Origin of the sequence: Pseudobutyrivibrio xylanivorans (genome assembly GCF_010906925.1) — a bacterium.
GTDB lineage: Bacteria > Bacillota > Clostridia > Lachnospirales > Lachnospiraceae > Pseudobutyrivibrio.
Genome location: NZ_VTVE01000001.1, coordinates 526,346 through 546,719 on the forward strand (window position 1 = coordinate 526,346; position 20,374 = coordinate 546,719).

The following is a 20,374-nucleotide window of genomic DNA, read 5'->3' on the forward strand; positions in this document are numbered from 1 at the left end:
TGTTAAATGTTGTTAAATTTTTTTAAGGAGAGATGAATGAGAGAAAAATATGAGAGTTTAGCGGTTGCCGTATTACGTGATTTAGCTAAAGCTAGAGGAATAAAAGGCGCATCCTCTATGAAGAAAGCTGAATTAGTCGAAGCTATGCTTGCACAGGACGAAATCGATGCAGCAAAGGCTGAGGCAACTACTGCGGACACAGAAAAAGAAGAAAAGGTACCTAGAGGGGCTGCTCCTAGAAGACCTAGACGACCAGAGGGTTCTGCGGAGAGACCTGAGCGTGCAGAGAGAGCTGAGAAGCCAGCTTCAAACAGCGAAAAGGGAGAGATTCCAGCAGACCTTCCTACTGATGGACTTATTCCTGCTCGCGGTATTCTTGAAGTAATGGGCGACGGATTTGGATTTATTCGTTGTGACAACTACATGCCAGGAACGGAAGATGTGTATGTTAGTCAGTCACAGATTAAGAAGTTTAACCTCAAGACAGGAGATATTATCGTAGGAAAGAAGCGCTTTAACAATCCTACTGACAAGTTTGCTGCCTTGATGATTATTGATACTATCAATAATTATTCCCCAGAGGCTGCTACTAAGCGCCCTAATTTCGAGGACCTTACACCGGTTTTCCCAAATGAGAGAATTCGTCTCGAGCGTCCACATAGTTCTGTTGCTATGAGAATCGTTGATTTGGTGAGCCCAATTGGTAAGGGACAGCGTGGAATGATTGTTTCTCAGCCTAAGGCTGGTAAGACTACACTTTTAAAAGAGGTTGCTACATCTGTCAATTACACACATCCAGATATGCACCTTATCATTCTTCTCATTGATGAGCGTCCTGAGGAAGTTACAGATATGAAGGACACAATGAGAAACAGCAAAAATGTAGAGGTTATCTATTCTACATTTGATGAAAGCCCAGAGCATCACAAGAGAGTTGCTGAGATGGTTATTGAAAGAGCAAGACGTCTTGTTGAGCATGGTCAGGATGTTATGATTCTGCTTGACTCTATTACAAGACTTGCCCGTGCTTACAACCTGACAGTGCAGCCATCAGGCCGTACACTTTCTGGTGGTCTTGACCCTGCAGCACTTCACATGCCAAAGAAATTCTTTGGTGCTGCCAGAAATATGAGAGAGGGCGGCTCGCTTACTATTCTTGCTACAGCTCTTGTGGATACAGGTTCAAAGATGGACGATGTAGTATTCGAGGAGTTCAAGGGAACTGGTAACATGGAGCTTGTCCTTGACAGAAAGCTTTCAGAAAAGCGTATTTTCCCAGCTATTGATATTACAGGTTCGGGCACACGTAACGAAAACTTACTTCTTTCGCCAAAGGAGCTTGACGCTATGGAAATCATGCGTAGAGCTATCAACAGTGCTCGAAAAGAGGATGCTATAGAGACCATACTCAACATGTTCGCTCATACAAAGAACAATGATGAGTATATTGATATGGTTATTAGAAAAAGAGTTATATAAAATCTATTAAGAAGGCTCTTTAGGAAGATTTCTTAATACATTAAACTGCCCATTGCCAGAAGCAATTATAATGGCAGGTATGCAACTGAGTTATTTATAGAAGGGAGAATGTCATGGCATCAATTGACGAAACAGCAGTATTTTTACACAAGCAGTGGAACGGAAAAATCGAGACCACTTCAAAGGCACCAGTTAAGAACAGAGAGGATTTATCAATCGCTTATACACCAGGTGTAGCAGCTCCTTGCCGAATAATAGCAGAGGACAGTGAGCAGGCATACAATTACACCCTTAAGGCTAATACAGTAGCGGTTGTATCTGATGGCTCAGCTGTACTGGGTCTTGGTAACATTGGTCCACTTGCAGCAATGCCTGTTATGGAAGGCAAGTGTGTACTTTTTAAAGAGTTTGGTGGTGTCAATGCATTCCCTATCGTTTTAGATACTCAGGATCCAGATGAGATTGTTGCAGCTGTTAAGGCTATTGCACCTACATTTGGAGGAATTAATCTTGAGGATATTTCAGCTCCTAGATGTTTTGAAATCGAGGAGAGACTTAAGAAGGAATTAGATATTCCAGTATTTCACGATGATCAGCATGGTACAGCAATTGTTGTACTTGCAGGTATCATCAACGCGCTGAAGGTTGTTGGCAAGGACAAAGAGACTTGCAAGGTTGTTGTTAACGGAGCAGGTTCAGCAGGTGTTGCCATTACAAAGCTTCTCCTTAGATATGGATTTAAGGATGTTACAATGTGCGACCGTCAGGGTATTATTGGCCCAGATTATCCAGATTTGAATTGGATGCAGAAGGAGATGACAAAGGTTACTAACCTTTCTCACAAGACAGGTACTTTGGCAGATGCTTTAGTTGGAGCTGATATTTTTGTTGGTGTTTCAGCACCAGGCATTGTTTCAAAGGAAATGGTAGCTTCTATGGCAAAGGATTCTATTCTTTTTGCTATGGCTAATCCAACACCTGAGATTATGCCAGATCTTGCTAAGGAAGCTGGAGCTAGAATCATTGGTACAGGACGTTCTGATTTCCCAAATCAGGTTAACAACGTAGTTGCTTTCCCTGGTATTTTCAGAGGTGCCCTTGAGTGCAGAGCTACAGCTATCACAGAGGAAATGAAGCTTGCAGCAGCTAATGCTATTGCAGGTCTTGTAGAAGACAGTCAGTTATCAGATGACTTTATCCTTCCAGAAGCCTTTGATCCAAGAGTAGCTGTTGCAGTTGCCAATGCTATTAAGGCTTGCAAATAAAGGATATAGCTTAGCTAATTTATATAGGGGCTGGCTCCTTTGATTTTTAGATATATTTTTAGTTATAAAGGAGGGGGATACCATGGCTGAACCAACCATGATATACAAGATTACAATACTAGAATTACTTCAACGAAGTGGTTTCCCGCTTAGCAATAGTCAGATTACAGATTTCTTTTTAGAGGGAGATTTGACCGACTATTTCACCGCCCAGCAGGCTATTAGTGATGACGAAGACGCCGGACTTATTGTTTCGACTACTAATCACAACAACACAACTTATTCCATTACAGAAGAGGGCAAAAAGACACTTGAGCTTTTCAAGGAGAAAATAACTCCAGCCCTCTCCAAGGATATCAATAAATATTTAAAAGCTAACTCCATAACTATGAAGGAAGAGAATTCCTACAAGGCCACCTATTTCAAGGCTGATCGTGGTGGGTATGTAGTTCAGCTTCGCATTACTGAAAATGACGTGCCTACAATGGATTTATCTTTCCATGTGGCATCCAAGGAACAGGCAGAGACACTTTGCAACAATTGGAAAGTCAAGTCAGATGATGTGTATATGTCAATCATGGACATTTTAATGACCTAGGGTTTTTAATGGGACAGTAATAGACAATCTCTGATATCTCTATAGGTGACATATAGCCACTGTAGGAGATATTCAGGATTCTCTATTTAGCTGTCGATTAGAAAACCCTTGATTTTTGTCATTGAGCATGTTATAGTTATAGAGCTGTTAATCGGGATGAAATGCGAGGACCTCGCATTTAACAGTACTTTCGAGATTTTATCTCACACTTACAGTTGGAAATTGTAAACATTATTAAATGAGAGGTGAACTAAATGAGACAGGGTATCCATCCAGATTATTATCAGGCTACAGTTACTTGCAACTGCGGTAACACATTCGTAACAGGTTCTACAAAGGAGAGCATCCACGTAGAAATTTGTTCTAAGTGCCATCCATTCTACACAGGCCAGCAGAAAGCTACACAGGCTCGTGGACGTATTGATAAGTTCAATAAGAAGTATGGTATTGACGCAAAGTAGTCTTTTGTATGGACATTTAAGGGTTGAGATGAATTGTCTCAGCCCTTTATTACGTTAAGGAGAGGCAATGAAATATTCGGGTATAGGTGGTCAGGCTGTTATGGAAGGCGTTATGATGCGCAATGGCAAGCAATATGCTGTCGCTGTCAGAAAGCCAGACAAGGAAATAGTCGTAGATGTTAAAAATACAAAAAATATAAATGATATTTGGCACAAGATTCCAATCATCAGAGGCGTAGTTTCATTTATAGAGTCGCTTGTTATTGGTATAGGCACTCTTATGTACTCAGCTAGCTTTTTTGAAGATGATGAGGAGCCAGTAGACAAGTCAAAGCTTTCTGAAGAGGAGCTTAAAAAGTTAGAGCGCAAAGAAAAGGCAGAAATAGGTGGCACACTTGTTGTTTCCTTTGCCCTTGCACTTGGTATTTTTTTCGCACTACCTTATTTCATAGCCATGGGACTTAATCATTTTTCTCTATCTAATGCAGTGATTGCTTTTGTGGAGGGTATTATCCGAATTGCTATTTTTATCGGATATATAGTTGTTATTTCCAGAATGGAAGATATAAAGCGTACATTTATGTATCATGGAGCAGAGCACAAGTGCATTAATTGTGTTGAGGCAGGGCTACCACTTACAGTTGATAATGTTAGAGGCGCAACCAGATTCCACAAGAGATGCGGTACTAGCTTTATATTTATTGTATTTATTATTTCTGTATTTGTATTTATGTTTATTTCTTTTGACAACATGTGGCTCAAGCTTTTGGCTCGTTTGCTTTTGATTCCTGTTATTGCAGGTATTTCTTATGAGTTCATTAGACTTGCCGGTCGTTATGAGAATAAGTTTGTTGATATTTTTTCAAAGCCAGGACTTTGGCTGCAGCGTCTTACGGTTATGGAGCCAGATGACGATATGATTGAGGTTGGTATAGCTTCAGTTGAGGCAGTCTTTGATTGGCAGGATTTTATCGAGAAGAACAAGGAGTGTTTTTAGATGACACTTAAGCAGGCTTTAGATGAGGGCGTTTTATTGCTTGAATCAGCAAAAATTAGTGATGCTAAGATTGATGCCTGGTATTTGCTTTCTTTTATAACAGGCATTAGTAGAGCTGACTATTTTTTGAGGCAAAATGATGCAATGGATGAAGAGTCTTATGCCAAATACCAAGAGGTTCTTAGGTGCCGTGCTAGCCATATTCCTCTTCAGCATATTACTGGAGAACAGGATTTTATGGGCCTTACATTTAGAGTCAATGAGCATGTTTTGATTCCTCGTCAGGACACGGAGACTCTTGTTGAGCAGACTCTTAAGGAAATCCCTGAAGGTAGTCGCATTTTAGATTTGTGCACTGGCAGTGGATGTGTTATTATTTCACTTGTTGTTTTAGGAAAAGAGCTTACTGGAGTAGGTGTGGATATTTCTGATGAAGCACTTGCCGTTGCAAGAGACAATGGCGCCAGACTAGCTGGTGATAGAGTTGATTTTATCCATAGTGATTTATTTGATTCGGTTACAGGTAAATTTGACTGTATAGTTTCTAACCCACCATATATTCCATCCAAGGATATTGAGGAGCTTGAGCCTGAGGTTAAGGACCATGAGCCTAGACTTGCCTTAGATGGTACAGAAGATGGATTGCTTTTCTATAGAAATATTACAAAAGAAGCCCATGATTATCTAAATCAAGGTGGCTGGCTTCTAGTTGAGATTGGATATGATCAAGGAGAGTCAGTTTCTCAGTTGTTTAATGATAATGGATTTAAGGAAGTAGAGGTTATTAGAGATTTGGCTGGAAATAATCGTGTCGTTAAGGGACATTTGTAGCTTTTTTAGTTTGTTGGTTAGATATTAGTTCTTTAGCGATTTATGGAGGTATAGAAGATGTTTGATAGATTAGAAGATTTGGTTTTAAGATACGAGGAGGTTATGAACCTTCTTTCTGAGCCAGATGTAGCCAATGATAATGCGAGATTTAGAGCACTTATGAAGGAGCAGTCAGATCTTGCACCAATCGTTGAGGCATACAAGCAATATGCACAGCACAAGCAGAATATTGAGGATTCTTTAGAGCTTCTTGAGATGGAATCTGATGAGGAGATGAAGGAGCTTGCTAAGGAAGAGTTAAAGGAATCTCAGGCTGAGGTAGAGCGCCTTGAGCAGGAGCTTAAGATTTTACTTCTTCCTAAGGACCCTAATGATGACAAGAACGTTATCGTGGAAATCAGAGCAGGTGCCGGTGGAGAAGAGGCTGCACTTTTTGCTGCAGAGATTTATCGTATGTATGTACACTATGTAGAGTCTCGTGGATGGAAGGTAGAGCTTCTTGAGGCAGATGAGACAGGCATCGGTGGTATGAAGAATATCGAGTTCATGGTTAAGGGAACTGGTGCATACTCAATCCTTAAGTATGAGTCAGGTGTACACCGTGTACAGCGTGTTCCTGAGACAGAGTCACAGGGACGCATTCAGACTTCTACATGTTCAGTAGCAGTTATGCCTGAGGCAGAGGAAGTTGATGTTCAGATTGAAGAGAAGGATATCCGTATAGACGTAATGCGTGCTTCCGGTAATGGTGGTCAGTGTGTCAACACAACAGACTCAGCTGTACGTCTTACTCACTATCCTACAGGTATTGTTATTTACAGCCAGACAGAGAAGTCACAGCTTCAGAATAAAGAGAAGGCTTTCGCACTCCTTCGTGCAAAGCTCTATGATTTAGAGATGCAGAAGCAGCAGGATGCTGAGGCAGCAGAGCGCCGCTCACAGATTGGTACAGGCGATCGTGCTGAGAAGATTCGTACTTACAACTTCCCACAGGGACGTGTAACAGACCACAGAATCAACCTTACACTCTACAAGCTTGATAAGATTATGGATGGAGATATCCAGGAAATATTAGATGCACTTATTGCAGCAGATCAGGCTGCTAAGCTTGCAAAGATGAATGAAAAATAAACGCAAAAATGTCCAGGCAGATTGCCTGGGCATTTTTCGTTTATCACGCACCGCCCCGCGCGAAGCGCATTTAAATGGGCGGGGCTTCCCGAAACGCAGCCCATTTGCCGAAGGCAAATTTTTAATGGCTGCGTCTTCCCGTGACGGATCCCGGCCCCGTGCGAAGCGCATTTAAATGGGCGTGTTTCCCACGACGCAGTCGTCCCATTTTTGCTTAATCCATCAACAAAGTGTAAAATGGTATACAGAGTAATGAAAATTAATAGGGATAATTTACTTTTTATATAGGAGGAATAGTTTATGAAAAAGAAAATGGTAGCAGTTTTATTGCTTTCATCTATGGTATTTGCAGGTTGTGCAAAAGAGGAGGCTCCTGAAGTGGTAGAGCCTACTGTAGAGGCAACTGATGATTCAAAAGAAGAAGCTAAACCAGAAGAGGAAAAGGAAGAAGAGGCACTCTTTGATTATGACGCTCTTGGCATAAAACCAGTAGAATATGGTGATGAGTTTGAAATGGGTGAGAATCTTAAGGCTGGTCTTACAAACCTTATATATCCTGACTATGAAGATGGAAAATGGGATAATAGCAAGCTAGCAGATGATGATAGCTGGAAGGATTCATTTATTAGCTCATATCTTCAGAATAGCTGGTTTTCTTTTGACTATATGAATCAAGTTGGAGAGAACTCTGATGGAATCATGTCTAAGGAGCAGGTAGAATATGCCCAGTATTCGCTTACAGGAACCTATATTGAATTTGACGATGGTGTAGATTTGAGTCAGGCTTCTAGTGGATTTGGCATAGGAGAGATTGACTCATATACAGTTGATAAATATGACAAGGAAGATGACACAGTAGAAATTACTGTTAAATATTCTAAGTATGAAGAAATAGCAGCTTCTGAGCCAGGTGATCCAGATCACGCTTTTGATGTAAAGGTTGTTTTAAAGAAGGATCCATATAGCTGTTTTGATGGTTACAATGTAGTTTCTTTAGAGAAGACGGAGACAACTGAGTCGCTTGAAGCAGACAACAAGACACATTATGTGTATGGTGATATTTTAGATTACGATTTGACAAACAATTGGATTTATCTTGAGTATCCTTATGGTGATGATTACACTGCTGGCAATGCATACTTCGACCACTTCCTTACAATAGATTGCTCAGACAATCCTGGGCTTATTGATGAGGCTAAGGCTTTACAGGAATCAGGTGTTTGGCAGATTAAAGTAGGCTTTACATTTGATGGCTCTGTTAAAGTTCCTTTTGAGACTATAAAGGGAACTTCTGTAGATGAAGCTGACAGATAATTTTTTACATTATTAGGTTTTTACAACGTGAAGCTTGTACACAATAAGTTCGCTTGCACGTGATTTAATTTTGAGTTATTTTATAACCATGATTAATGTATGTATTGTAGAAGATGAATTAGAACAAGCCAATTTGCTTAAGAGCTATATTGATAAGTATAGTGACATAAAGAATCAGCAGTTTTCCATTCATTATTTGCCAGATGGAATTGACCTTGTAGATGATTACAGCGGTCAATTCGATATTATTTTGCTTGATATTCAGATGAAGCATCTTGATGGAATGGCAGCTGCGGAGAAGATTCGCAAGGTGGATCCGGATGTAGTGATTATTTTTATTACATCCACGGTCCAGTATGCGGTTCAGGGATATTCTGTGGATGCATTAGGTTATGTGCTTAAGCCAGTGCCTTACGCCCAGTTTGAGCAGCTTTTTGACAAGGCTATTGTTAGAGTTCAGGCAAGACAAAAGCATGTATATGTAAAAGTATCCGTTGATGATAAGCAGATAAAACTGGATTGTGACAACATCTATTACATTGAGAGCCAGCGCAATAATGTGATTATTCATTGCAAGGAGCAGGATTATGTGACGGCAGGACCTTTAAAGCGATTTGAGGAAATGCTACTTAGTCATGGATTTAGTAAGTGCCACAATGCATATCTTATCAATTTATCTTGTGTAGAGGCAGTACAGAAGGAAGAGGTAATACTTACTTCTGGGGTGATACTACCAATCAGTAGAGCCAAGAAAAAGGAATTTATGGCTGCACTGACTGAGGATATTTTATAAAAATGGTAAGAGGTTAAGTTCTATGGATTTTACAGCTTTTTTAACCCCTGCTAATTTGCAGGACACACCTAGATTATTTACCGCTATAGCTGAATGGCTGGCGGTTTTTGTTTATTTCAATATCTATAAAAGACGCCATCATGATAAGGTGTTTGTTTTTCAATGTATATTCACCTTTATCTTGATTGGGGCCTTTCAATTTGTGGCAGGTATTTTGCCACTTAGTTTCTGGATTCCTACAATGATAGGTGCAGTAGGACTCATGTATGCATCTCTTTATTTTGTCTTAGAGATTAAGCCAAAGGACTGTGGAGTTATCACTACACATGCATTTGTTTTGGCTGAGTTTGCAGCCAGCTTATATAAGCAGCTTTTTGTATGGTTTGTGGCTATTACAGGCAGGGATGGTTTTATTTCTTCGTTTGTCATTATGGTTATTGTCTTTGCCCTGACTTATATGCTTTACTACAGGATTGAGAAGGGCAATATTGCTCCAGACAGAAATATCAATATTAATAACAGAGAGCTTATAAGTGTACTTGCAACAGGCATTGGTGCCTTTATTATGTCAAACATAAGCTTTGTAAATACGCGTACACCATTTTCAGCTACAGAAAATATGCTGTATGTTAGAACTTTAGTTGATTTCGGAGGCATGCTTATGCTTATGACTCAGATGGGTCGAAGAAATGAGCTTACTTTGAAAAATGAGAGTAATGAGATCAACCAGCTTTTCCAGAAGCAGTACGAGCAGTACAAGCTTGCGGTAGATAATTCTGAGGCTCTTCGCAAGGAAATGCATGATATGAAGCATTATGTTATGGCTCTTAAAAACGAGGATAATCCTGAAAAGAGAGCGGAAGTTCTAGACGATATGGAACAGGCCATCGCTATTCAAGAATCATTTATGAATACCGGCAACAAGGTCCTAGATGTTATTCTTACCACCAAGAGTCTTCAGTGCCAAAAGAAGAAAATCACTTTAAATGCAATGGTGGATGGAGATTTGCTTGGAGAAATACATGTAAAGGATATTTGTTCTTTATTTGGAAATGTTTTAGATAATGCTATTGAAGCAACGCAGCAGCTTGAGGATGAGGAAAAGAGAATCATCACCCTTTCAGTGAGAAGACGTAATCAGTTTATTATTGTGGAATGTGAGAACTGTTCAGATAGTGAAAATGTAAGGCTTCGTTCTAGTCATAATAAGCGCAGATTTAGAAAGGATAATCTTCCTCGCACTACAAAGAAAGATAATGTTAAGCATGGATTTGGCCTTAAGTCCATTGCTCAAGTGGCTGAAAAGTACGGCGGAGCAATGAACTGCTCATACGAAGATGGTTGGTTTAAAGTTAAAGTGCTGCTGAGCACTAAAATTTAAGTACTATTGTATGTTACTATTCACAGTGACTCCACTCGCATTCATAATGGAAGTCTTACAGACTTCTTTCTCAGTGCTAACGCACTTAACATTATTCATGTGGGTGGAGTCACTGATTCCAGTTTATAAATATTTAAAGATCATTCTCTTACATGCAAGCATGACGAGAATTAATCTTTAAATATTTATAACTGTGAATAGTAACATTTTATATTGCAAGTTATCCTTGATTTTTTACAAGTTGTCCTTCGGGGCAACTTTTTTTTTACCTCCGTGATAAATTATTCTCAAGCTTATGTTTAATATGTATGGAGCTAACGGAGGAATTAAATGGACGCAAAAGAAATAATTGCACAGCTTTCTTTGGTTGAGAAGGCTGCTCTATTAAGCGGAAAAAATGAATGGGAAACCCGAGATATCCCACGACTTAATATCCAGTCAATTTCTTTTTCTGATGGACCTCATGGTTTGAGACGTCAGGAAGGAGCGGGAGATCATCTAGGTCTAAATGCTTCACTTCCAGCAACATGTTTTCCAACGGCGGCAACAGTTGCCAATAGTTGGGATGAAAAACTTGGCGAAGAAATTGGTGAAGCACTTGGAGAAGAGGCATTAGCTCAAAATGTAGATGTGCTTTTGGGGCCAGGACTTAATATGAAGCGTTCACCTCTTTGCGGTAGAAACTTCGAGTATTTTTCTGAAGATCCAATTTTGGCTGGAAAAATGGCTGCATCTTATGTTAGAGGAATTCAGAGCAAGCATGTGTATTCTTGCCCAAAGCATTTTGCAGTTAACTCAAGAGAGTATCGTCGAATGGCAATGAATGCTGTTGTGGACGAGAGAACACTTAGAGAGATTTACCTTACAGCTTTTGAAATAGCAATAAAAGAAGGTGGGGCAAAGACAATTATGTCAGCCTACAACGAGGTAAATGGAAAATACGCCAATGAAAACGAGCATCTTCTAGTAGACATTCTGAGAAATGAATGGGGATTTGATGGCCTTGTTGTAACAGACTGGGGCGCAAGCAATGACCATGTGGCAGGTGTTAAATGCCAGTCAAATGTAGAGATGCCAAATCCAGGACTTGATTCTGCAAGAGAAATTATAAAGGCAGCTACTGAGGGTGAGGGCAGAATCACAGAAGAGGAGATTGATAGAGCGATTCTTCCTATTATCGAGGCAGCTATTTACTTTAAAGAAAATGATCATAATAAGGGATTTGATAAAGAAGCTCATCATGCTATAGCAAAGAAAGCGGCAGTGAATTCTGCAGTGCTTTTAAAGAATGATGAAGATATTCTTCCGCTTAAGGCGGGAACAAAGGTCTGTTTGAGGGGACCATTTGTGGATAAGCCTCGTTACCAGGGATCAGGTAGTTCACAAGTTAATTCAACAAAGGTTGAGACAATCGCAGAGGAAATTAAAAAGTATGACCTTGTAATTGAAGATAATCCAGAAGCAGCTGACGTAGTGCTTTTCTTCTTTGGACTTGATGAAATCGCTGAAAGCGAAGGAGCAGACAGAATGTCTATTGATGTTCCTGAATATCAAATCAAAGAGCTGGAGAATCTTACAGTATTTAATAAGCATATTGTAGGCGTAATGAGTGCAGGTTCTTCTGTGAAGATGCCATGGCTTGATAATCTTCAGGCATTGCTCCATGGATACCTTACAGGTCAGGCAGGTGCATCAGCCCTCCTTGACATTATTACAGGGAAGGAAATTCCTACAGGTAAATTGTCAGAGTCATATCCATTTGCCTACACTGATTGCTCAATCGTAAATTATGCAGATACAGAAAAGAGAAATCTTCAGTATCGCGAAGGACCATTTATTGGATATCGCTATTACGATACAGCTGACGTGGCAGTTCAGTTCCCATTTGGATATGGACTTAGCTATACAACATTTGACTACAGCAATTTAACAGTAACTGACAGTGGAGTGAAATTTAAGATAACAAACACTGGAAGCCGAGATGGTGCAGAGATTGCTCAGTTATATGTAGGTAAAAAAGATACCGGTCTTATTCGTCCAAAGAAAGAGCTTAAGGGATTTAAGAAGGTATGGATTAATGCAGGAGAGTCTGCAGAGGTAGAAATTCCATTTGACGACAAGACATTCCGCTATTTCTCAACTGTTTCTAACAAGTGGGAGATTGAGGCAGGAGAGTATCAAATCTACGTTGGAGCAAATGTAGCTGATATTAAGCTCTCTGGAGAGATTTCAAAGGAAGGTACTATCGCAGAATTACCATATAACATAGATGATTTGCCAAGTTACAAGAGTGGCAAGGTAAGAAATGTTCACTATGAAGAATTTGAAAAGCTTTATGCTAGACCACTTCCAGAGGAAAAGGTAGGTCCACTTGATATTAATGATGCTCTTTGTCAGATGAAGGATGCCAAAAGCGGTCTTTGTCGTTTGGTTTACAAAATATTAAAGAACAATCTTGATAAATCTTATGAAAAGGGTATTCCAGATTTAAATACTATGTTTATTTACAACATGCCATTTAGAGCTATGAGTAAGATGACAGCCGGTGCAGTATCCCGAGATATGGCCGAGAGCATTGTAACTATCGCTAACGGACATTTCTTCAGAGGCCTAGGCGGTGTCATTGGTGGATTCTTCAAGAATCGCCGTGCTAATAAAAAATACGAAGCACATCTTAATCATGTGGAATAACTATCGTAAATACGGATTAGTGAAGGAGTAGAAATGAGATTTTGGAAGGATTTTGTAGAGAAACATCCTGCTATTGCTAAGTGGGTTCGAGAAGGTGGCTTGTTTGTAATTGTTAGTAATTTGATTACAGTTTTCAAGTATTTGCTTCTCACATTTTTACCTGCAGCATTTGCATTTATGGGTGACAGGTCATTTGGATGGCCTGGAATACCTCTTACAATCGCAGGAGAGACATTCCAGTGGAACATATTAGGCTACGACCAAGCCCATGGCGGATTGGCATATTTTACAGCTTATATGATTGCAATGGTTATTGGAGAATGTATTAATTTCCCAATTCAGAAATTATTCGTTTTCCGCAATCATGACAAGCCAGGCAAGCAGATAGCATGGTATATTGTTGCATTTATTATTATCACTTGCATCGTAAACTCAATTAATTGTATCTGGGTTGCTGTTGCAGGAAAATTCGTCGCTCCATTTGTATACAACATCGGAACAACAGTACTAAACGGAGGCGTTTCAATGATAGTCTTCTTCTTCGTGAACAAGATTATTTTCCCAGAAACACCAAAGAATGAATAACTTTATGTAACTATCGATATTCCGTCAGTTACGTCGACAATCCTTAGTATTTCTTCGCTCATCTAACACGAAACTTAGCACATGCAGAGCATGTGTACATACTAAAAACTTTCCTTTCAGTCAGTTTTTAGCATGATGTTTTCGCTTAAGAAATCTAAGAGATTGTCTACTACTGACTGGTATATACAGGAGCTGGTAGACAACAAGCTCTTAAGTCTCTGGAGAATGACATGTAGTCATCGGAAGAGACTTTAAGGCTTGTGGGCGTGACCAGCGGAGAGAAGGAAGGAGAAGAGAGAATGTTAGGTATCAATCCTGAGGACGTGAAGGCGGTCCTCCAACAGATTCAGCCACAGCTTATTATTTTAGGCGTGGTACTTGCACTTGCGATTATTATTACAATCGCAGTAATAAAGGTGAAAAAGCCACTACGTGGGCTCATTAGAAAGGGTTCATGGATAGCTTTTGCACTTACACTTGTACTTGTTGTTTCAAACATTTTGCTTTCGCCACTTTACTCAATGGTAAACATGGCAATGGGCGGTGGAAAGATTTCAGGCAAGTCAATCGATGAAGCCCAGGCTTTATGTACAGAAATTGCAGAAGAGGGTATTGTTCTTTTAAAGAATGAAGAAAGTGCTCTTCCTCTTGCAGAAGGAACAAAGGTTAATGTATTTGGATGGTCATCAACTAATCCTATTTACGGTGGAACAGGTTCAGGTGCTCTTTCAGCAGCATATGAGACAATTGATTTCCTTACAGGATTAAAGGATGCAGGTATTGAGTATAATCAGGACCTTGTAGATTTCTACACAGGTTGGAGAGATACAAGACCAACAGTAGGCATGATGGGACAGGATTGGACAGTTCCAGAACCACAGCTTTCAGAGTATGGCAGCCTTATTACAGATGCTAAGGATTTCTCTGATACAGCTATTTTCTTCATCGCACGTTCAGGTGGTGAAGGCGCAGATCTTCCAATGTCTTACGATGGTGAGGATACATTCCACGATGATGGTTCAGGAATGTTTGGTGTTACTGGTGTGCGTTATTCTGAGTACAAGGACGATTTGGATGCTTCTAAATCATATCTTGAGCTTACAAACAGAGAGCAGGCACTTCTTGATGAAGTAACATCTAATTTTGATAAGGTAATTGTAGTTGTTAACTCAGCTAATGCTATGGAGCTTGGCTTTGTAAATGACTATTCACAGATTAAGTCAGTAGTATATTGCCCAGGAACAGGTCAGACTGGTTTCGATGGACTTGGCGAAATCCTTGCAGGCCAGGTTAACCCTTCTGGTAAGACAGCTGATACTTTTGTAGCAGACTTGCTTGCAACACCAACAATTAACAACTTTGGTGATTTTGATTACACAAACATGTCTGAGTTTGGATATGAGAATATGTTCGCAGAAGGCGGCATGTCTTATCCAACATTTGTAAACTATGTAGAAGGTATCTATGTTGGATATAGATTCTATGAGACAGCTTATGCAGAAGCACAGGCTGGTAATATGGAATTTGATTATGATTCACAGGTTGTATATCCATTTGGTTATGGATTATCATACACAACATTTAACCAGGAAATGGGAGCTATCTCAAACGATGGCAAGACAGTTTCATTTGACGTAACTGTAACTAATACAGGTGATGTGGCTGGTAAGGATGTAGTTCAGGTTTACTTCAATCCTCCATACACAAATGGTGGAATTGAAAAGTCTGCAGCAAATCTTATTACATTTGAGAAGACAGGTGTAATTGAGCCAGGCGCTTCAGAGACAGTAAATGTTTCATTTGCAGTAGAAGATATGGCATCATACGATGCTGATGGCGAAGGTTGCTATGTACTTGATGCTGGCGACTATGAGATTTCAATTAATGCAGATTCTCATCACAAGATTGCTACAGATAATGTAAATGTAGCTTCAAAGGTAGTTTATGACGAGTCTAACAAGCGTGAGTCTGATCAGGTAGTTGCTACAAATCAGTTTGATTTTGCAAAGGGTGAGAACTTCACATACCTTTCAAGAGCAGATGGATTTGCAAACTATGATGAGGCAACAGCAGCTCCTACATCATTTGAGATGGGAGATGAGCTTAAGGCTACATATTTCAACGAGACAAATTATGACCCAACAGATTACAACAACGATTCTGATGTAATGCCTACAACAGGCGCTAACAACGGAATTAAGTTGGCAGAGCTTCGTGGTCTTGACTATGATGATGCTAAGTGGGATGAGCTTCTTGACGAGCTTACAGTTGCTGATATGAACACACTTATTGCACTTGGTGGTTATGAGACATCAGCAGTTGATTCAATTGGCAAGGTTATGACATATGACTGCGATGGTCCAGCTTCAATCAACAATAACTTTACAGGCCAGGGTTCTATCGGATTCCCTGCAGCAGTTATGATTGCTTGCACATGGAACAAGGAATTAGCATATTCATTTGGCGATTCAATCGGCCAGATGGCAAATGAGATGGACGTATCAGGATGGTATGCTCCAGCAACAAATACACACAGATCTGCATTTGCAGGACGTAACTTTGAGTACTACTCAGAGGATGGAGTTCTTGCAGGTTGGATGTGCGCTAGCGCTGTAAATGGTGCAAGAGAGCACGGTGTATATTCATACGTTAAGCACTTTGCAACAAATGACCAGGAGACAAACCGTACAGGATTCTTATGTACATGGCTCAATGAGCAGTCACTCCGTGAGGTTTACTTAAAGTCATTTGAGATTACATTTAAGAACTCTAACCCAGCTGCAACAATGGTAGCATTTAATAACATTGGTACTATTCCAGCTGAGGCTTGCTCACCACTTCTTAACACAGTACTTCGTGATGAGTGGGGATTCAGAGGTCTTGCAGAGACAGATTACTTTGGTGGATATGGATATCAGGATTCTGACAGAATGATTAGAAATGGTTGCGACCTTATGCTTGCAACATATGAGACTCCACAGTCTACAGTAACTGATCAGACTTCAGCTACTTCAGTAATCGCTATGAGACAGGCTTCTAAGAACATTCTTTACACAGTTGTAAACAGCCGTGCTTATGAGAATGAAGTAATCTCTGGCAAGCCAACATGGGTTAAGATTGTATACGCAGTAGACGTAGTATTAATTGCACTTCTTGCATTCCTTTGCTTCAAGGCAATTAAGAAGTATCTTAAGCTTAAAAAAGAAGTTGAACCTCAGGTGGAAGAGGCATAACAAGTAAAATAATAGGGACGGCCAATTGGTCGTCCCTTTTCTTATATAATATTATAATTTCATATCTACAGCCTGCTGATCCTCATCTGAGATAATAGTTCTAGTAGATTCGATTTTTGAAAGAATAGAATTTTTAAGAAGAAGCTTACTTTGCTCAACTTGTCTTTTTAATAATTCCAGCTTTTCATGCATTCCTTTTTGCTCGTAGCAGTGGGCCAGAAGTGTGTAGCTTTCACTGATATCAGTGCCTACACCTACTGCAAATTCAAGAACTGTGATTACGTCATCAACTCGTTCTGCCTCCATAAGAGCATGGGCGTAACTGTTCAGAAGAACGCATACTCTGTCGAAATCGTCACCGATTTGAGACATGGTCTGAAAATTAGGAACACCATAAGTAAGTTTCAAATCTGTATTGGTCACACCGATAAGGTTTAACAGCTTGTGGGTAGACAATTCTTGTAATTCTTTTTCGATTTCAATTACTTTTTCATCATTGCTAAAATTTAATGGAAATTTTTCCATTGGAATGGTAATATATCTTAGATTTGATATATCTTTTGCAGGGGTTACATTGGCCTGGCGCTCTTTAGCCCAAAAGTCATGTTCTTCCTGTTTTTGCTTGGTATCAAGCTTTCTCAAGCGAAATGCCAGCCATACTAAAAAGATTAAGAAAAAAGGTAAAATTGGGAAGCCCATGGTTTCTCCTTTGCTGAATGTGAGGTATTATAATGAAGCGTACAAAAAAACAGCAGATGTTTGCGGGTGTAGTATTAGTGATTGTAGTTATTTGCATGTTATTTACTACTGTTGCCGCTGCATTACTATAATATATTATACTAGATTATAGAGGTTGTTATGAAAAAAATAAAAGTATTTTTTACAATTTTATTGTGTATAAGTAATTTTACCTTATTTATGGGTACACCTTCTACTGTTTATGCAGCGGAAGCTTCAGATGAGGAGCTGTTAAATGACGAAGCAGAGGCTGTAGCAGAAGAGGAAGGAGAGCCTGATACACGCATCATTCCTAAGGGCGTTACAATCGGAGGAATGGATGTGGCAGGGCTTACAGTTGATGAGGCCAACGGCGTTATTGACGATTACTACTCTAAGTATGATTCAGTTAAATTTACACTTAATGCCAATGAGCAGAATTTTACAGCGACAGGCGCAGATCTTTGCATCGGACCTAAGGATCCAGAGGTTACTGTAAAGGCAGCTACATACGGTTCATACGGAAACTTTGCAGAGCGCTTCAAGGCATCTAAGGACATGGAAGAGGGACGTACAAAGGATTTTGCTCTTTCTACAGGTGCCAACAAGACAGGTCTTATTACATATTTGAATGCAGCTTCAGCGCAGGTTAACGATGAGGCTAGCGATGATTATCTTACTAGAGAAAATGGTGAGTTCGTTTTCCATGAGGGTACATCAGGTGTTGTAGTTCAAATCGAAGAATCGGCTGACGTTCTTGTTGATTATATTGAGAACAAGTGGGATGGCAATGATGCCACAGTAGATCTTGTTACAGAGGTTAAGGAACCTAGAGGCAGCAAGGAAGAGCTTGCAGAGATCAAGGATTGCCTTGGCTCATTTAGCACAGACTATAGCTCATCATCTGCTAACAGAAAGCAAAATGTTGCCAATGGTGTTAGCTTTATAGATGGCACTATTTTATATCCAGGGGATGAATTTTCAGTGCTTAATGCTATCACACCATTTACAGCAGAAAATGGTTACCAGCTTGCTGGTTCATATGAAAATGGTACTACAGTAGAGACATACGGTGGCGGTATTTGCCAGGTATCTACTACATTCTACGGTGCAGTCAGAGAGGCAGAGCTTGAGGTTGTTACTAGAAATTGTCACTCTATGATTGTTACTTATGTTCCTGCATCTCAGGATGCAGCTATTTCAGAGTCTGGTGGCAAGGACTTCCAGATTCGCAACAATAAGAATTATCCTATCTATATTGAGGGATACTGCGATGGCGGTCACGCTTACTTCAACATCTACGGCAAGGAAGAGGACGACCCAGGACATGAGGTTAAGTACGAGACAGAGATTACAGCTGTCAATGTACAAAACACAACATGGGTTGCAGATGCAGCCAGACCTCTTGGTCAGATGGCTACTACAGTAGGTGGTCATACAGGCGTTACAGCTAAATTATGGAAGATAGTATATGAGAACGGTCAGGAAGTTAGCCGTACTGTATACAACAACAGTAAATACAATCCATCAAATAGAACTGTTGTGGTAGGTATTGCATCGGAAGATCCTAATCTTTCAGCGGCTATGCTACAGGCAGTTTCTACACAGGATCCAAATACAATTGCGGCGGCTATTGCAACATACGCACCAGGAGTTTCTAATTCTACTCCATTTGTGATTACACCTAAGTATCAGGTTACAAATCCAGGCAATAGCAATTCTCAGCCTGCTGCGCCAGCAGAGCCTGCGCCAGCACCTGCAGAGACAACAGTTCCAGACACAACAACAGTAGACACACAAAATGCACCTATATAGGAAATAAAATGGAAATCGGAAAATTACCAGAGAGCGTATTAAAGCGTTCGGTTATTAAACAACTTCATGTGACACGCCCAGAGGTCACCAGTGGACCTAATGTAGGCGAGGACTGCGCTACAGTGGCGCTAGGTCCTGATGAGGAGATGGTTTTATCTACAGATCCAATTACTGGTACAGCTTCAGATATTGGAGAGCTGGCAGTTACAATTTCTGTAAATGATTTGGCCAGTGCAGGGGCAGAGCCTGTGGGTATACTTCTTACAGTTCTTCTCACTCCTCGCATGCGTGAGGCCAAGTTAAAAGGGATTATGGAGCAGGTAGATGCTGCCTGCAGAAGATACAATGTCCAGGTAATAGGCGGACATACAGAGGTTACAGAGGCGGTTAATCAGCCACTTATTTCGGTTACAGCAGTTGGCAAGGTGAAAAAGAGCCAGATGATTTCTACTGGCGGCGCCAAGCCAGATATGGACCTAGTCCTTACAAAGTGGATTGGTCTTGAGGGCACATCTATTATTGCTAAGGACCATGAGAAGGAGCTTTTGACCAGACTTCCTCAATCATTAATCGATACAGCGAAATCATTTGACCAGTACCTTAGTGTTTTACCTGAGAGCAGGATTGCAGTGGAACATGGCGTTGCTGCAATGCATGATGTGACAGAGGGCGGTATCTTTGGAGCTCTTTGGGAGATGGGTGAAGCATCAGGTGTTGGAATTGATGTTGACCTAAAGAACATTCCTGTTAAGCAGGAGACAATAGAGGTATGTGAATTCTTTGGAATTAATCCTTATGAGCTTATTTCTTCTGGAGCCATGCTCATTGCTACAGAAGATGGCAACGGTTTGGTTAGAAAATTAGCGGACGCGGGGGTAGCATCCGCCATTATCGGGAAGTCCAACTCTTCGAATGATAGACGCATCATTAATGGCGAAGAAGTTCGATTCCTCGAGCCTCCGAAAACTGATGCGCTTTACAATGTTACTGTTAATAAATAATAAAGAGTCTGTAGCTAATAAGCTTTCAATCTCTTAGGTTATATAGCAAAGAGATTTGAGGCCTATCAAGTGTAACAGACAG

At 40.3% G+C, this 20,374-nt stretch carries 16 protein-coding genes; 15 read left to right on the plus strand and 1 reads right to left on the minus strand.

Annotation, left to right across the window (positions count from 1 at the left end):
• Positions 1–36: 36 nt before the first annotated feature.
• From rho to F0Q01_RS02535, 13 genes are all read left to right on the plus strand, one after another.
• Positions 37–1,479, plus strand: a complete 1,443-nt coding sequence (gene rho, locus F0Q01_RS02475; protein ID WP_090485868.1) for a transcription termination factor Rho — start codon at positions 37–39, stop codon at positions 1,477–1,479.
• Positions 1,480–1,592: 113 nt separating this feature from the next.
• Positions 1,593–2,744 carry an NAD(P)-dependent malic enzyme gene (locus tag F0Q01_RS02480; protein WP_090154564.1) on the plus strand — a complete coding sequence of 384 codons (1,152 nt, stop codon included), beginning with the start codon at positions 1,593–1,595 and terminating at the stop codon, positions 2,742–2,744.
• A gap of 82 nt (positions 2,745–2,826) precedes the next feature.
• Positions 2,827–3,342: a DUF4364 family protein gene (locus F0Q01_RS02485; RefSeq protein ID WP_090154562.1), complete on the plus strand. Its 516-nt coding sequence runs from the start codon at positions 2,827–2,829 to the stop codon at positions 3,340–3,342.
• Positions 3,343–3,596: 254 nt separating this feature from the next.
• On the plus strand, positions 3,597–3,803 hold the full coding sequence (gene rpmE / locus F0Q01_RS02490) for a 50S ribosomal protein L31 (protein ID WP_015550865.1): 207 nt from the start codon (positions 3,597–3,599) through the stop codon (positions 3,801–3,803).
• A gap of 67 nt (positions 3,804–3,870) precedes the next feature.
• Positions 3,871–4,800, plus strand: coding sequence for a DUF1385 domain-containing protein (locus F0Q01_RS02495; RefSeq protein ID WP_090154560.1), 930 nt, complete (start codon positions 3,871–3,873; stop codon positions 4,798–4,800).
• Positions 4,801–5,631: a peptide chain release factor N(5)-glutamine methyltransferase gene (gene prmC / locus F0Q01_RS02500; protein WP_163927120.1), complete on the plus strand. Its 831-nt coding sequence runs from the start codon at positions 4,801–4,803 to the stop codon at positions 5,629–5,631.
• Positions 5,632–5,688: 57 nt separating this feature from the next.
• Positions 5,689–6,762, plus strand: a complete 1,074-nt coding sequence (gene prfA / locus F0Q01_RS02505) for a peptide chain release factor 1 (protein ID WP_090154555.1) — start codon at positions 5,689–5,691, stop codon at positions 6,760–6,762.
• 300 nt (positions 6,763–7,062) lie between these two features.
• Positions 7,063–8,076, plus strand: a complete 1,014-nt coding sequence (locus tag F0Q01_RS02510; protein WP_090485871.1) for a hypothetical protein — start codon at positions 7,063–7,065, stop codon at positions 8,074–8,076.
• Positions 8,077–8,164: 88 nt separating this feature from the next.
• On the plus strand, positions 8,165–8,869 hold the full coding sequence (locus F0Q01_RS02515; protein ID WP_090485874.1) for a LytR/AlgR family response regulator transcription factor: 705 nt from the start codon (positions 8,165–8,167) through the stop codon (positions 8,867–8,869).
• 22 nt (positions 8,870–8,891) lie between these two features.
• On the plus strand, positions 8,892–10,250 hold the full coding sequence (locus F0Q01_RS02520; RefSeq protein WP_090485877.1) for a GHKL domain-containing protein: 1,359 nt from the start codon (positions 8,892–8,894) through the stop codon (positions 10,248–10,250).
• 330 nt (positions 10,251–10,580) lie between these two features.
• Entirely contained in the window at positions 10,581–12,941 is a 2,361-nt protein-coding gene (locus F0Q01_RS02525) for a glycoside hydrolase family 3 C-terminal domain-containing protein (RefSeq protein ID WP_090485880.1), read from the plus strand.
• A gap of 33 nt (positions 12,942–12,974) precedes the next feature.
• Positions 12,975–13,526, plus strand: coding sequence for a GtrA family protein (locus tag F0Q01_RS02530; RefSeq protein ID WP_090485884.1), 552 nt, complete (start codon positions 12,975–12,977; stop codon positions 13,524–13,526).
• A 299-nt stretch (positions 13,527–13,825) separates the two neighbouring features.
• Positions 13,826–16,759 carry a glycoside hydrolase family 3 protein gene (locus F0Q01_RS02535; protein ID WP_090485887.1) on the plus strand — a complete coding sequence of 978 codons (2,934 nt, stop codon included), beginning with the start codon at positions 13,826–13,828 and terminating at the stop codon, positions 16,757–16,759.
• A gap of 51 nt (positions 16,760–16,810) precedes the next feature.
• On the opposite strand, the gene F0Q01_RS02540 is transcribed toward F0Q01_RS02535, so the two are convergent.
• Entirely contained in the window at positions 16,811–17,458 is a 648-nt protein-coding gene (locus F0Q01_RS02540; RefSeq protein WP_090150063.1) for a hypothetical protein, read from the minus strand.
• Positions 17,459–17,617: 159 nt separating this feature from the next.
• Between F0Q01_RS02540 and F0Q01_RS02545 the strand changes: the two genes are divergently transcribed.
• A complete protein-coding gene (locus F0Q01_RS02545; RefSeq protein WP_090485889.1) occupies positions 17,618–19,291 on the plus strand; it encodes a VanW family protein in 1,674 nt (557 codons plus the stop codon).
• 8 nt (positions 19,292–19,299) lie between these two features.
• Positions 19,300–20,292 (plus strand): AIR synthase family protein, encoded by a 993-nt coding sequence (locus F0Q01_RS02550; RefSeq protein ID WP_177209268.1) that lies wholly within the window; start codon positions 19,300–19,302, stop codon positions 20,290–20,292.
• Positions 20,293–20,374 lie beyond the last annotated feature (82 nt).